Annotated in this window: 16 protein-coding genes; 7 read left to right on the top strand and 9 right to left on the bottom strand. The window is 50.9% G+C overall.

Annotated elements, in window-relative coordinates; genetic code table 11:
• Window positions 1-343: 343 nt before the first annotated feature.
• On the bottom strand, window positions 344-3,013 hold the full coding sequence (locus PHC90_12780) for a carboxypeptidase regulatory-like domain-containing protein (GenBank protein ID MDD3847215.1): 2,670 nt from the start codon (window positions 3,011-3,013) through the stop codon (window positions 344-346).
• A 220-nt stretch (window positions 3,014-3,233) separates the two neighbouring features.
• Between PHC90_12780 and PHC90_12785 the strand changes: the two genes are divergently transcribed.
• A complete protein-coding gene (locus tag PHC90_12785) occupies window positions 3,234-3,941 on the top strand; it encodes a septal ring lytic transglycosylase RlpA family protein (protein ID MDD3847216.1) in 708 nt (235 codons plus the stop codon).
• A gap of 18 nt (window positions 3,942-3,959) precedes the next feature.
• Here the strand turns inward: PHC90_12785 and PHC90_12790 are convergent, their stop codons facing one another.
• Window positions 3,960-4,394, bottom strand: a complete 435-nt coding sequence (locus PHC90_12790) for a hotdog fold thioesterase (protein MDD3847217.1) — start codon at window positions 4,392-4,394, stop codon at window positions 3,960-3,962.
• An 18-nt stretch (window positions 4,395-4,412) separates the two neighbouring features.
• A complete protein-coding gene (locus PHC90_12795) occupies window positions 4,413-5,300 on the bottom strand; it encodes a pseudouridine synthase (protein ID MDD3847218.1) in 888 nt (295 codons plus the stop codon).
• Window positions 5,301-5,473: 173 nt separating this feature from the next.
• Here PHC90_12795 and PHC90_12800 point away from each other — a divergent pair, with 173 nt between their 5' ends.
• From PHC90_12800 to PHC90_12810, 3 genes are all read left to right on the top strand, one after another.
• The gene (locus PHC90_12800) at window positions 5,474-5,956 is read left to right on the top strand and encodes a hypothetical protein (protein MDD3847219.1); all 483 of its coding nucleotides are present in this window, start codon (window positions 5,474-5,476) and stop codon (window positions 5,954-5,956) included.
• Window positions 5,957-6,280: 324 nt separating this feature from the next.
• A complete protein-coding gene (locus PHC90_12805; GenBank protein MDD3847220.1) occupies window positions 6,281-6,640 on the top strand; it encodes a DRTGG domain-containing protein in 360 nt (119 codons plus the stop codon).
• Window positions 6,627-7,079 (top strand): ATP-binding protein, encoded by a 453-nt coding sequence (locus tag PHC90_12810; GenBank protein ID MDD3847221.1) that lies wholly within the window; start codon window positions 6,627-6,629, stop codon window positions 7,077-7,079. Before PHC90_12805 ends, PHC90_12810 begins: the two co-directional genes overlap by 14 nt.
• A gap of 207 nt (window positions 7,080-7,286) precedes the next feature.
• Here the strand turns inward: PHC90_12810 and PHC90_12815 are convergent, their stop codons facing one another.
• The 6 genes from PHC90_12815 to PHC90_12840 form a co-directional block, all read right to left on the bottom strand.
• Window positions 7,287-7,484, bottom strand: coding sequence for a hypothetical protein (locus tag PHC90_12815; protein ID MDD3847222.1), 198 nt, complete (start codon window positions 7,482-7,484; stop codon window positions 7,287-7,289).
• Window positions 7,485-7,576: 92 nt separating this feature from the next.
• Window positions 7,577-8,287 carry a transglycosylase SLT domain-containing protein gene (locus PHC90_12820; protein ID MDD3847223.1) on the bottom strand — a complete coding sequence of 237 codons (711 nt, stop codon included), beginning with the start codon at window positions 8,285-8,287 and terminating at the stop codon, window positions 7,577-7,579.
• Window positions 8,288-8,310: 23 nt separating this feature from the next.
• The gene (locus tag PHC90_12825; protein MDD3847224.1) at window positions 8,311-8,904 is read right to left on the bottom strand and encodes a hypothetical protein; all 594 of its coding nucleotides are present in this window, start codon (window positions 8,902-8,904) and stop codon (window positions 8,311-8,313) included.
• Between the two features lie 302 nt (window positions 8,905-9,206).
• Window positions 9,207-9,602: a type II toxin-antitoxin system VapC family toxin gene (locus PHC90_12830; protein ID MDD3847225.1), complete on the bottom strand. Its 396-nt coding sequence runs from the start codon at window positions 9,600-9,602 to the stop codon at window positions 9,207-9,209.
• Window positions 9,599-9,838, bottom strand: a complete 240-nt coding sequence (locus PHC90_12835; GenBank protein ID MDD3847226.1) for a DUF1778 domain-containing protein — start codon at window positions 9,836-9,838, stop codon at window positions 9,599-9,601. Before PHC90_12835 ends, PHC90_12830 begins: the two co-directional genes overlap by 4 nt.
• Window positions 9,839-9,922: 84 nt before the next feature.
• Window positions 9,923-10,324, bottom strand: a complete 402-nt coding sequence (locus tag PHC90_12840) for a hypothetical protein (protein ID MDD3847227.1) — start codon at window positions 10,322-10,324, stop codon at window positions 9,923-9,925.
• 75 nt (window positions 10,325-10,399) lie between these two features.
• Here PHC90_12840 and PHC90_12845 point away from each other — a divergent pair, with 75 nt between their 5' ends.
• The 3 genes from PHC90_12845 to PHC90_12855 are packed head-to-tail and all read left to right on the top strand — an operon-like array spanning window position 10,400 to window position 13,389.
• Window positions 10,400-10,831, top strand: coding sequence for a ribonuclease HI family protein (locus PHC90_12845; GenBank protein ID MDD3847228.1), 432 nt, complete (start codon window positions 10,400-10,402; stop codon window positions 10,829-10,831).
• Entirely contained in the window at window positions 10,821-13,070 is a 2,250-nt protein-coding gene (locus PHC90_12850; protein MDD3847229.1) for a DNA methyltransferase, read from the top strand. The genes PHC90_12845 and PHC90_12850 overlap by 11 nt, the downstream gene beginning before the upstream one ends.
• A gap of 16 nt (window positions 13,071-13,086) precedes the next feature.
• On the top strand, window positions 13,087-13,389 hold the full coding sequence (locus PHC90_12855) for a hypothetical protein (GenBank protein MDD3847230.1): 303 nt from the start codon (window positions 13,087-13,089) through the stop codon (window positions 13,387-13,389).
• The last annotated feature ends 382 nt before the right edge of the window (window positions 13,390-13,771 follow it).

The raw sequence follows: 13,771 nt of genomic DNA on the forward strand, positions 1-13,771 counted from the left end.
CAGGAAGGAAGCCGCGGGCGCATCCCAGGAGTTTTTATGTGCCAGCGTATTGTTTTGACTTCCCGTTCCAATCTTTCTCCCCGAGGCCTCGGCTGTTATATTAAGGTCATGTTGGGCCTGCAGACCCAACCAGAACTCTGCCGACACCCCGAAAAATCTTGCCAGCCTCAAGGCAGTATCAACTGAGATGCTCCTTTTGCAATTTCATTTATTCTCCGAGCAGGGACGCCTACGCCTAAAGCAAGCCTGTTTTAACGGTCATCCGTTATCTCTACTCTTCGTCACATCCTCCAAAAGGACCTTTCGGGATGTGTCGGTTTCCTGCCAGCCATGGTCTCCCTCCTCATCGCCTTAATGTAAAGGAGCGCGGCGGGTTTCCGGGGTGGGTTTCACCTCCCTGCCATTTTCGCTTCAGTGTTATTGTCTTCCCGTCGTCATTCCACTGGACATGAAAGGGGTAGAGGGTCCCCTGAAGCTCATTGTTATTCGATCCAATGGTGAAGGTGGCCTTGGCCGTGATGGACCCCACCGCCTGCGACAGCCTCATGTCCTGCAGGTACTGGTTAATGACAGCGGGGCTCCCGAAAGTCAGAATAACAGAAATGGTCTTGCCTGATATCGAGCCGGAAACCGGGATTCCGCCACCGGGAGTTTGCATAGTGCCGCTGACGCTCGAGCCGGATTGGCTGAGATTCATCTTTCCGTTGAACCGGCCCTTGGAATCGGCCGCGTTCCATGTCCCGTTCAGCGAGAACGGCTTTGCAGGAAGATTCGCGGCCGTGTAGGCCCTGCCCATGGGGACCTTCGTGTCCGGTTGTTTGGTCGGGGCCGTCCCTGCGGATGTGCCCGGTTTGTTGCTTCCGACCAGGATCGATGATATGAGGTCGCCAAGTGGGTCGGGCTTGTCCCCTTTCTTGACAACCGTCACGCTGTGAAAGGCCTGCGCAAGCTTGACCGGCTTCGGCTGATACCTCATCCACAGTTCCGCGGTGACATGATATGTGCCGGGCGCGCTTGTCGGCAAGGCAATGGAGTCCCTGTAGTTGTACCTCCTGCCGTTGACCACCCAACTGTAGAAAAGTGCGGATGACGGCACATTCGTATCACCGACGCTGGCATTGAGTTCGACCCTGTCCCCCACTTCGACCGATGAAGGCCCGCTGACCGATATGGACCCTTTTGCGGGATCCGGACCGGCGGCAACAAAAACATGGGACGCGTCCCCTGCCCTCTGCCACTTGCCGCCTACGGCCTGCCAGACAACAACACGGACAACGTTCCTGCCGGCCCGGGCCACCTTCAAGGACTGCGTTTCGCTGTTGCCCCCGAACTTTGCGCCGTTTATCGACCAGCCAAAGGTGTAGGTCGCCTCTTTATCGTTTTTACTGAGCTCTTTTATCTGCGCCCTGAAGGTCGCGTCCTCGCCCACCTTGCTTTCGCCGGGCCCGCCTAAGCTCACGCTGATCCTGCGCTCTTGTGCAACGATCCTGTGAGCGGCGTCCCCAAGAAGCACGTTCCCGGTGTCGGGGCGATGCACATAGACCACAAGGCTTACGACGTACGTCCCCGGGTGAACAAGGGTCCTTTTGAATTTTGCGGCGGAGGCGAGCACCGTATTGTCGCCTGCAAGACGCCATGCGTACTTGAGGGCGGGCTTGATCGATTCCGCGGCCTCCACTTCGGCTTCAAGTTCGACGACGTCGCCCGTGAACGCCTGGCCTGCGCCGTCGATCCTGACCGTTATCCGTGGTTTGAGATTGAAATTGACGCGAACAGGCGTTTCAGCACTCTTCTCGTCCTTGGGCTTCACGGCGACCTTCCGCGTCTCTCCAGCAAAGCCCGCCGCCTCCGCGGAGAAGGTGTACGTCCCGGGAGGGACCGTGTCGAAAAGGGCGTCTCCTGCTTCACCCGTCGTCTCCGGGGACCGGGAAGACATGCGGACCTTCGCATCGGCAACGGGGATGGAACCGGACCTCACCGCGATGACGACGGTGCTCAGGATGGGCTCCAGCGTCACTGTGTATCTGTCCTCCCTTATCGGTGCAAGCTCTGCGGTGTCCGAAAAACTCAGGTAACCTTCCGCCGTTACCCGAATGGCGTATTTCGCGGGTTTGACGCCTTTTGCCGTGACAGTACCGTCCGCTCCCGTGGTCCCGCTATACCTGGTCTCGTCTGTCAGCGTGACACGTGCCCCGCTGACAGGTTTCCCGTACCCGTCCTTTACCTCGATCTTCATTGCTTTCAAATTGGCTTTTGTCTTTTCTACAAGCTCCCTGTTCGCCTCTCCAAGGTCTTTCTTCGTTATCCCCTCATCGGAGGAAAACGTGTTATAGCCCTGATGCTTCCGCATCAACTCGCCCCAGCTTTCCGTTTTTATACCGTTCCAGGCGCTGTTGTCGAAATTTTTAAAATTTCCCTCGGAGCCTCCATGCGACCAGAGGTCGAAAGAATACGGGACGCCGTCGATAACAACAACAGGCGCGACGTGGTTGATGTTCACATCGAAGATGTATCCCCTGTTCAATGCCTGCCAGCCGTCCTTGTATCCCACGACGGAATGTATCTGGCCGGCATCGAACCCGGCCCCCTTGAGACTTTCCGTAAAGGCGTCGTTCAAATAGCCGCATGTCGCCGCCTCGCTGTTGCCGTATTTGAGCGACGCACCTATGCGGCCAAGGAGAGACGTGTTGGCGGTGAGGCCCTTTCTGTCAAGTTCCTTCGCCACTTCCGCGGCGATGAAACGCGCCCTTTGAAGCTCGTCCGCGGGGGCTTTCGATCTGAGTTTTTCGCCGAACTTCTTCCAATCATCGGCGGTAGGAACCTCAGTTTTCGTTCCTTTCGTATCCGGCGACGGATATCCCTGATCCTTCCGGATATCGCTCGGCTGGGGTCTTTCGGCAAAGGTCACGGCGGGGATCATCACGGCAAGAAGCCCAACACAGAAAGCGACCAAAATATAAAACCCCGCTGTTCCAAGCCTGTCAGATCTGTACACATTGCACTGGTGGTTCATCGCCTCTCCTTGCATGAGTTCAATGGGATATATGACGTTTCAGACCTTCCGTCCTGCACTGCTTTTCAGACATTACATTTAAGCAAATTTGGGATGAAAAAGCCATTTCTGTTACGAATAAACAAATCCCATCAAAAAAGGTTCCTGCCTGTTCTAATAATTGTCTCGATGTGGTAGTCTGTCTGCAAACATGATCCCGATGCGTTCCCTTAACAGAAGAGTGCGATCTTCGATCAGGCGATATGGGATTCTCGTTCTTCTCATCCTTCCCGCCTCCCTTTTTCTTGTCGACTGCTCGGTGGTCAAGGCACCCTATTACGTCGTCAGCGGCGCCATAAAGGGTGGCTACTATGCCGTAAAAGGTACCTACGAACTCACCGCGGGGACGACGAAGATCGTCTACACCATCGGAAAATATACCTTCAAAGTGACGAAGGCGCCTCTGGACTGGGCCTTTGCAAATGAAGACATCGAAGACATCGACGATATGCCGCCCAGGGAGGCCATCCGCAAGGGCCGGGTAAGGACAGCCCCTTACACGGTCAAGGGAAAGAGATATTATCCCATGTCCGTGGAGCAGGCGAAATCCTACGAGGAAACCGGAACAGCCTCATGGTACGGCTACGAGACCCTGCGTTACAACGCGTCCCGCATGACCGCGAACGGCGAGGTCTTCGACCCGAAACAGATGACGGCAGCGCACAAGTACCTGCCCCTCCCGACGCACGTGAAGGTCACGAACCTTGAGAACAACCGCTCCGTCATCGTAAGGGTCAACGATAGGGGGCCATTCCCCAGCGACAAGAACCCTTCATCAGGTCAAAGGATAATCGACGTGTCCGCCGGCGCTGCAAAGAAGCTGGGATTCTACAACAAAGGGCTGGCAAGGGTACGGGTTGAAGCGATACAGCTGGAAAAGGGAGGTTGATCTCTTTTCCAGTTTTTTTTACTGAGCGATATCGGGGTCGATCGGTCTGCCCGTCCGGTACGACACGCTTTTCATGGTGGCAATCGGGGTACGCATGCCGCCGTCATCGACATACACGTTGAAAATGAAAGCAGCCGTCCGCCTGTTCATCGAGAGCATCTCACCTTCCACGATAAGCATTGCTTTCGCATCGGGGCTTGCGTGGTAGGTAATGGAACAATCGAGAGCGACGGAAATGTTGTTCTTATTGTTCCCCAGGACCGAGAAAGCGGCATCGGCAAGGGAGTATATGACCGCTCCATGAGGCCGGTCATAGAAATTCAACATGTCCCCCCTGAGACGCATGTGCATGCGAATCGTGTTGTCTGTAAGCTCGTCGAGGACGATGCCCATCGATCCGGCATATCGATCTTTCTCGAATTGCTTTTTTGCGATTTCCAGATGTTCATTCATGGATGATCACCTCGCATATCAAGACAGCTCTCTTTTGCTCTCAAAATATCGATGGCGGCCCGTCAGGGGGTCCGGAAAGGAGACGGACCTCGCCAGCAGCTTGAGGGGAATAGAAAAATCGTCCTCTCCCGCGGGCTGCACATCCGGGTAGAGCCTGTCGTTGACTATCGGAATCCCCAGCGCCGCACAATGCACCCGGAGCTGGTGTTTTCTTCCCGTCAGGGGGATCAACCGGTAAAGGGCCACGCCCCCTCTCCTCTCAAAAATCTCGATGCGGGTCTCCGAGTTTGGGGCCCCATCGATCTCCTGCATCCGGAAAAACGGCTTCCCCTCCGCAAGGCAACTGCGACGGATAATGGGAAAGTCCTCGTTCGGGAGGGCCGGCGCCAGTGCTTCATATACCTTTTCCACTTTCTGCTTCTGGAAGAGTGACGCGTAGTCCCCTCGGGTTGACGGATTATGGGAGAATATCACCACTCCGGCAGTCTCCCTGTCGATACGATGGATGGGCACGAGGTCTTCAAGAGAGAGCATCTTCTTCAGCCGAACAAGAAGGGTCTCATGGAGAAATCTGCCGGAAGGCACGACGGGCAGGAAATGGGGCTTGTCGGTCACGAGGATATCGTCATCCCGGTAAAGGATGCTTGCTTCGAAGGGAATCTGGGCTTCCTCTTCCAGCTCACGGTAGTAAAAGACATAGCCTCCCTTGCGGCAGGGACTGTCCGGTCTTAAGGGAATCCCATTTTCATCGACGACCCGCCCCTTGTTCATCCGTGAGATCCATATTGACGATGGAATCTTTGGAAATCGTTCCTTGAGGTACTCGATGATGTTTGTCTGAGGTCCGCAGGACAGCCTGAGACAGCTCGGCCCCACGCCTTCGATAGTAGGAAGAGGTATGTTCAATTCAGCTCCATCGGCCTCTCACGCCGGACCCTTTATCCGGGAACCGACCATCATCGGCACCTTTACCCGATCCCGGCTTTTGAGTTCCACAATTCTACCATAAAGTAAAAACCACTTGTATAAGTTCGCGTTTGAATAGATAATGAGCAAAAGATCAAGGAGGCACAACCGGGATGAGCCATATAATAAGAACCATCGCCGTCTTTCTGGCAATCTTCATATTCCTTTCAGGCGCGGCAAGCGCACAGTGGGTCTTTTTGGGAAGAAAAGCCCTGGGGAAGGTCAAGCAGTTGACCAGTGAAGCCACGAGCCCGCAGCCCTCACAGTCCGCAGGTCAGTCAATGGACCCGCAGCCCGGATACGATGTCGCCACAGTCCTCCTGGAAGCCCCCGCCGACAAGGTGTACGGCACCGCCATAAGAATACTGCAGGCCAACAAGGATATCAGGATCAGCAAGAAAGATGATAAAGCTCTCAGCATTGAATTCATCGACGGCACCCTCGCCGTGGGCATGCAGGTAACCCCCGTCTCAAAACGGGTTAGCCAGCTTCTTGTGGCCTCCACGACCTCAGGCAAATCGGGCACTTCGATCGTTCTTAAAGGAATAATGCGGGTATGCAAGGAAATGGGAGTACACTGTCAAACGGCCGATTAGCGATTCAATTGGCCGATTCAGGGCCCGACCGTATAGATGTCTTTGTCGCTGTCAAACCAGGATTATCCCATCTATCTGTTCAACATTCTCCAAATTAGGACCCCCGTCAGGAGAGTGCCATCGACACTCATACCGCAGGCAGCTACCCACACGTCATTCATCGGAATCGGGGTATCCCTGGCCGAAAGTGAAGAGTACTGATAATTCCGGGTGCGCCCCGGAATGAGTAATGTTCTCACATTGTATTTTGAAATTTGAGGTTGATTAGATGCACATTTTTAACATATCCTTAGTTGAAAGGAGAGCACGGTGACGCTACAACAAGTGAAAGACATCCTGGATGCCGAAGTTTTCATAGGTAACGATCAGTTGGAAATGGAGGTAGAAACTGCCTTTGGCGCCGACCTGATGAGTGACGTCCTGGCTTTCGCCAAGCCGGGAAGTCTCTTGCTCACCGGCCTCACGAATCCTCAGATTATCCGTACATCCGATGTTCTTGATATCGCAGCCATCATATTGGTGCGCGGAAAGCGCCCTTTACCGGAAACGATCCAGCTTGCGGAGGAATTACGAATACCCCTTTTGTCAACAAAGTTTATCCTCTTCGAAGCCGTCGGCCGTCTCTATGCCAAAGGAATCCGTGGCTGCATAGAAAAGGTCGGCAAGAAACGTGACCTCTCGTGAGACATTAGTCTATAAAAAATCATTTCTCGTAGCAGCAGGGTTTGAATATGCGGGACGCGTCTCCGGCCAGGTCAAAACGATCCTGACGGGCATGGGTCTCCCCAAGGAGACCATACGGAGGGCCTCCGTCGTCACCTACGAGGCGGAGATGAATATCTGCTCCTACGCGGACCGGGGCACGATAGTGCTCCGGGTGAAACCCAACTTTGTGATAATCGAAGCAACAGACGAGGGCCAGGGCATAAGCGATATCGGATTGGCCATGAAGGAAGGCTATTCCACCGCCACGGACAAGATTCGGAGCATGGGTTTCGGGGCCGGCATGGGGCTATCCAATATGAAGCACTTCTCGGACACCTTCCGCATCATCTCCGAGGTCGGCAAAGGCACCCACCTCAAAATGCTCATACGCATCCGCAAGGATGCAGATAACTCGTGATCCATGTGTGGTCCAGACGATGGGTATTCTCCACGGGCAGGCAATGTTTCAACTGGCAATCGCACATCTGAAACATTGTTCTTGAGATTCCATACCACAAGATAACAGTATTTTGGAGATTATAGATGGCTGAGGCGAGAATGGCCCCTCCCTCGCTCGGTAGACAACTCTCGCCCAGCACCCTGGAATTTAAAGCGTTCGAGTTTCTTATTTCACGCTAACTTTGTCAAGTGCTTCTGCAATGTCAAGGCCCGAGAGTTTGCCGCCCTTTTTAAAAGTCAGGCCAGGCGTTACTCTGACTACCTTTCCAGTCTTACTTTGCACATCTGAATTTTTGACACAAACCCAGGAACCATCCGGTTTCTTCTCGAAGTCTTCAATAGCAATTTTGGTAATCTCGTCCATTATGTTACTCCTCTTGGGTATTAGTGCAATTATGTTAAAAAATCACTGCCGTCTATGTCAAGTGAAAACGGGGTTTGTTTGCGCCGCACCACTCACATGCTCATCCCCGGCCGGAACCAGAGATCGTCGTCTTCCCCTTCGGATTCCAACTTCCCCGACAAAGGGGAAGCTGACGCAGCGAGCTCCCTGGAGACACCGCCAGGTTGTTCCTCTACTCCCGGAACGTAGTTGGGATTCAGCGCGTCTTCGATCTTATGGATCCACTCACCGACACCGTCGGGTTTGCTAAAGGCCGCGGTACCCCCGGAATCCTTGTTATCGGAATATAAGCCATCGTGGTAGTATTTATAGGTTCTTGCATCTTTTCCAGCATCATCCAGACCTTCGCTTTCCGCCTTCTTCCTGCACTTCACATAATACTCTACGACTGCCCTGGCATTGGACGATATGTCAAACATATCCTCTTTCGCAATCCCATAATCCCCTCTCGTCCCATCCAGGAATTGCCCAAAACCGGCGGCTGATTCATTTGACGCGGCATCGGGGTTGAATCCCGACTCCGCCCGAACAATCGCCAGGACCCTCGCCGTATCGCTTGCGCTGAGGTCATGCTGCCGACTTGACCTGACTACGGCTTCTATCACCTGTTCCTGAACTGCAGCGGACGCATCTCCCCATCTTCGACTCCTACCGGCAGGTCTTCCCGGTGCATTGTCTATCGGGTCGTTATAGTGGGAATGACCTTTTACTCTGGCATACCCTTTCTTGGCGCACCCTGCCATGAGGGAATCATACACACCCATAATTGACCTCCTTCTGTTTCTATTCAACGGTCTCGATTGACCTTGAAAAGTCGTATGTACCTAAAAGCATCGCTCGGCCATTGTGCGGGTAATCCCAAATGGCGGTACGTGTCTTCGAATTTGTCAATTTGTCTGTCCTTTTCGATATCCGTCTGGTCGTACCGAGCCCTCTCTCCCGCAAGACGACGACCTTCAAGTGAGTATATTTCAACCCACTCTCCCTGTGTTCCTCCGCTCTGATACGTGACCAATAGATGATATGATCCCTTCGTACCCCGAACACAGGCCCAGGAAACAGCAAGGGCATCAAGATAATTGCCCATCGATCTACCGTCGGGTCCGAAATGCGCCACATTCTTCCCTGAACATTCAACTTCAACCGATGTGCCGGTCGCTTTGTTCAAAAACAGGAAATGCTGCCTTGCGCATTCCGACAAAGGAATAATGTTGTCCTCAGGAGGACACTTCGTAAATACCTTCGCCACCACATCGGAACATGCTATCTCGTCTACACTCGTAAACAGGTTTTTTCCATTCACAATGCACGGAAGGACCGAGGACAATAGAATGAGAACGAAGACAATACCGGCATAACGTTCAATGAAGTTCGCTTTCATGATCGACTCCCGTTACTTAAGATAGTTGCAGCGTCTTTCCAGCGACAGGGTATCACGAACATCGGCGCTCGATGGGTCATAGTGACGTACTCGCTCACAATCGTGACCGGTCAGCATGTTTCTTATTGACCGCTCCTTTTGACTGCACGCTGATTATCCGGAGGCCGGTCATGTTTGGGTTGTCATTTCCGGCTCGGCGCACCGGCCGGCCGGGAGGATGGATGCCTCGCGGACCTTTCTCTGGAATTCCTTGACATCTGAATTGACGAACGGGGGGCCGCTGCGGTTGCTTATGTCCTTTACTATGAGAGGATCATCTTATCTATCTGTTCAATCTGTTCGAAGTGCCGGTCCCGAGTGAGAAGAGTGCCGCCGACGCTCATGCAGCAGGCGGCTATCCAGACATCGTTTATCGGAATGGGGGTTCCTTTCGCGGAGAGTACGGAATACACGAGCGAGTACTTCCGGGCAACCTCTTCATCGACATCTATTATCGAAACACCCACACTCGTCACGAAGCGCCGGAACCTTGCCTCATTCTCCTTGCTCTTGCTTCCCTTCTGAAAACCATAGAACAGCTCTCCCAGGACAATGACGGGCAGAAGGATCTCTGTGCCTCGCGTTGCAATGAGATCTACCACTTCCTGCCTTCCCTGGCCGAAATCGACATAGATGTTCGTATCGAGGACAAGCTTCATTTCCAATCACCTTCACGGATCTCTTCAAAGACCTGAAGGTTCTCTCTCAGTTCCGAGGCCTCTTCGGAGGTCAACCACCCCGCCGCCTTCCTGATAAGCTGCTCGCGATCTGCCGCAAGACCCAGCTTCTCATCGATAGCATCGAGTATGAAGGCGGTCTTTGTTTTCCCCTCTTTCTTCGCCGCCCGCCTGATCATCTCTTCTTTTTTCGGCGGGATCCTAAGACTGACAGGCATTTCGCCACCTCCTGTATCGCAAATATACCCATTGTATCTCATGTGTCTGTCTCCGTCAAGAAGGTCCTCACCGGCCGCTCCTTTTCACTGCGGATAGATCACCCTCTGCGAATAGACCCACCTCCCCTCGCTCATCACCCCCACCGTCCCTCCATAGGGAGGAAGCGCCGCCGACCACGTCCACTTCGGAGATGGGGCAGGCGGAGCGGAACCCGCTGATGTTCCATCTGCCCTGGTTATGAGACCCACGGTGATGGGATTCCCGAAGCCGTCAGTGCGGTATGCGTTGCCAACGTTGATGGCGGTGAGAAAGGCCGAGATCGTAGCGGCGTTTGTCGTATTGCGGGCCGGGTCAGTTCTCCAGACATCGCCGTCGAAATTGCCGCAGCCGTACCTGACAGCCGTTATCCCGGAGCACCTCGCACCGGGAGCGCTCCCGGCGGCCTGCCAGATCCAGAATTCTTTTGATGACTCGATGGAGATCAAGTCATCAATCGTTCATTGTTATTGGAATAATCTTAAGAATTGACAGTAAGGTTTCTTAATGTTATTAGTCTACAAGTGTCAGAATATATAGACAAAATTAAGATTTATATTGATGGATGTTCGAAGGGAAATCCAGGTCATGCAGCGTGTGGGGTAGTAATTCTTGATGGGAATGATAAAACGCTATGTGAATGCAGCGAATATCTTGGAGAAAAGACGAATAATGAGGCGGAGTATGGTGCCTTATTAAAGGCATTAGAAATAGCTCCTAAATATTGCACGCTCGATATCGAGATACATTCAGATAGCCAATTGGTTGCAAAACAAATGAATCGACAATTCAGAATAAAACAACCACATTTATTGAAGTTGAATCAGGAGGCAAGGAAGAGAATGTTGGTGTTTCGGAATGTCAGTATGATTCAAGTTCCACGAGAACATCCTTTTATCAAAAAAGCGGATAAATTGGCAGATGCTGAGATTCAGAGAATGATATATGGTAGATAACGAACGGTTATTTGACAATGTAGACCTTCGAAGGATCGACAGCGATCCTGATTTTAAAGAGGACAGCGTAAGGGAAATTATAATCTTACCAATACTGAAACGCCTCGGCTATTCGCAGGACAGTATCGTTCGAAGCAAGACTCTTCAGCATCCTTTTCTCAAAGTCGGCAGCAAGAAGAGGCCAGTGCATCTAATTCCAGATTACGCACTTAAAGTCGCTAATAATTTTGCATGGGTACTTGATGCAAAATCACCGCAAGAGAGCGCAACCGACCCCGGTAATATTGAACAGGTTTACAGCTATGCGGCGCATCCAGAGATTAGGAGTACATACTTCGCGCTTTGCAACGGTCTTGAGTTTTCCCTTTATCGCACGGACTCAACTGGACAGCCGATTTTGCTATTGAGGATCGATGAAATGGATCTTTACTGGGATAAACTGAAGATGCTTCTGGCTCCCAGTAGCTTTCAGGTCGGCAAGAGCTTTACCTATGATGGAACCACGGCGACTGCAAAACCAAAGGGATTTGATTACAGAAATCGCCCACTGCTTGAAGAGATCCCCGTCAAAAAGCAGCAGTGCAAGAGACACTTCGGTGTCCATGGTTACTTTACAAAACAGACCTGGAATGTGGTTGCTGAGTATATCAGGAATTTTAGTAAGCCCGGCGATTTAGTATTGGACCCTTTCGGTGGAAGTGGAGTAACGCCTATTGAGGCCATGATGAACAATCGTAGGGCTATAAGCATTGATATTAATCCAATGGCAGTCTTCGTTGTGCAATCCTTGATAACACCGGTGAAACAACATGAATTAGATGATGCCTTTGTTCGGGTAAAATCGGAATACGAGAAAAAGAAACCTGATACTCCGGGAAAAATAGTTGAAGCGTTGACGAAATACCCGTACCCGAAAGGGGTGATCTTACCAAAAGCTTCAGATGTCGACACTATTGAACAACTTTTTACTGATCAACAATTGGCTGAACTTGCATTGCTAAAATACATAATAAAGAAGGAAACCGACGATAACATTAGAGCAACGTTTCTTCTTATGTTTTCGGGATTGCTTAACAAGATTAACCTCACATATCATGCGTCTGCGGGAAGGAGCGAGGGAAGAGGAGATAGCGCAATTTTTCGCTATTACCGTTACCGAATTGCAAAAGAACCCGCTTCGATAGATACTCTGCAATATTTCTTTTCACGATATAAAAAGGTGATGGATGCAAAAAAGGAAATAGCGTTTTTCATCAATGACGCGACAATTGAAAATATTCAGGTTCTTAAAGGTACGGCGACAGAGTTAAAATGGATACCCAAGGAAACTGTAGATTATATTTATACTGATCCCCCTTACGGAAAGAAAATTCCGTACCTTGATCTTTCGGTTATGTGGAATTCTTGGCTCGATCTAGAAGTGACGGAACAGGACTATGAACAAGAGGCGATCGAAGGGGGCGAAAGGCAGAAGAGCAAAGATCAGTACAATGAGCTCATAGCTGAGAGTATTAAAGAAATGTATAGGGTGCTGAAATTTGATCGCTGGCTATCATTTGTTTATGCGCACAAAGACCCTGAATTCTGGCATCTAATCGTAGAAACAGCCGAGAGCTGTGGATTTGAGTACAAAGGTGCAGTTCCTCAAAAGAATGGACAGACCAGCTTCAAAAAACGCCAGCATCCCTTTACCGTATTATCGGGCCAGTTAATCATAAATTTTCAGAAAGTACGAAATCCCAGAGCCATAATGAAAGCAAATTTAGGAATGGATATTGCTGAAATCATTATGCAGACGATCGAGGGTATTATTGCGAAAAACCATGGAGCGACCCTTGAACAAATCAATGATGAGCTAATTATAAAGGGCTTAGAGCTTGGCTTCCTTCACTTACTCAAAGAAAAATACAGCGACTTGACATCTTTATTGCGTGATAACTTTGACTACAATGAAGAAACTGAACGATTTACTCTGCGCCATGACACAAAATTTAAAACCCACGTCGATGTCAAATTGAGGATACGCTATTACGTGATAAGCTATTTACGCAGAGCGGAACGGGAAAAAAGAAATCCGTCATTTGATGAGATCGTTTTGTATATTTTACCATTACTGAGAAATGGGATTACCCCCGAACATCAAACCGTTCTCCATGTCTTAGAAGATATCGCCGAGCAAGTGGGAAAAGATTGCTGGCGCTTAAGAACAAGGGGCCAAGGCAGAATGTTTGACGTATAAAAAAGAGGGGGGAGAAATGTCACCAAAGGAAGGCATCGAAGCTCAAGAGGCGAGATATGGACAGAAGATGATTGAAGTCAAAATACGATTCTGGACAAATGATATAGCCGCAGATAGGGGGAAGGTCCTTCCTAAGCATGCATGGTCAAGCGGTGTAGTCCGGGTAGGATCGAACACGGCACATGGGATTGTGCCGGGGAATCCTAAACCTTTTCGCTCGCTTATGGATTTAACATCGGTGATTGAAAAGGTACTGGTTGAACAAGGAATCGTTCTTCATAAGAGTCGGCGGATGGGGAAGTATTTTTCCGAAGAGTGATGTTGAAACCATAGGGGACACATAGGGGCATATGGAACAGGAAGGAAGCATGATGCTTGATTGGGCAAGAGCCACATGCCGTGTTTTAGACAGGAGGATATAGAAGGTGATGTTCAGTAAACTTTTCCAACCCAAGTGGGCACGAAAGATGCCCCCTCACCTGAGTCTTTCAGCAAATCAGATCGCAAGTATCGAGGCGCTTCGCAAACATATTGGTGTTCCCCATGATGAGTTTTATATGTATATGATGGGACATCCGGTTTAACCAAAGTCAACAATAAAGATTTCCTCATCTGTCAATAGGCCGTCGGTTCCCTCCTTGTTCCTGCCTTTCTTTGCTGCGTTAAGATCTGCGGGTTTCCCCCACTTCCTGTGTCTGCGA

Source organism: Syntrophorhabdaceae bacterium (assembly GCA_028698615.1).
Classification (GTDB): domain Bacteria; phylum Desulfobacterota; class Syntrophorhabdia; order Syntrophorhabdales; family Syntrophorhabdaceae; genus Delta-02.

What these genes read in the sequence shown, in the direction of transcription:
- PHC90_12850 (MDD3847229.1), top strand. Translation starts at nt 10,821, where the DNA reads ATGGTAGATAACGAACGGTTATTTGACAATGTAGACCTTCGAAGGATC.
- PHC90_12825 (MDD3847224.1), bottom strand. Translation starts at nt 8,904, where the DNA reads ATGAAAGCGAACTTCATTGAACGTTATGCCGGTATTGTCTTCGTTCTC.
- PHC90_12800 (MDD3847219.1), top strand. Translation starts at nt 5,474, where the DNA reads ATGAGCCATATAATAAGAACCATCGCCGTCTTTCTGGCAATCTTCATA.
- PHC90_12855 (MDD3847230.1), top strand. Translation starts at nt 13,087, where the DNA reads ATGTCACCAAAGGAAGGCATCGAAGCTCAAGAGGCGAGATATGGACAG.
- PHC90_12820 (MDD3847223.1), bottom strand. Translation starts at nt 8,287, where the DNA reads ATGGGTGTGTATGATTCCCTCATGGCAGGGTGCGCCAAGAAAGGGTAT.
- PHC90_12815 (MDD3847222.1), bottom strand. Translation starts at nt 7,484, where the DNA reads ATGGACGAGATTACCAAAATTGCTATTGAAGACTTCGAGAAGAAACCG.
- PHC90_12830 (MDD3847225.1), bottom strand. Translation starts at nt 9,602, where the DNA reads ATGAAGCTTGTCCTCGATACGAACATCTATGTCGATTTCGGCCAGGGA.
- PHC90_12790 (MDD3847217.1), bottom strand. Translation starts at nt 4,394, where the DNA reads ATGAATGAACATCTGGAAATCGCAAAAAAGCAATTCGAGAAAGATCGA.
- PHC90_12835 (MDD3847226.1), bottom strand. Translation starts at nt 9,838, where the DNA reads ATGCCTGTCAGTCTTAGGATCCCGCCGAAAAAAGAAGAGATGATCAGG.
- PHC90_12780 (MDD3847215.1), bottom strand. Translation starts at nt 3,013, where the DNA reads ATGAACCACCAGTGCAATGTGTACAGATCTGACAGGCTTGGAACAGCG.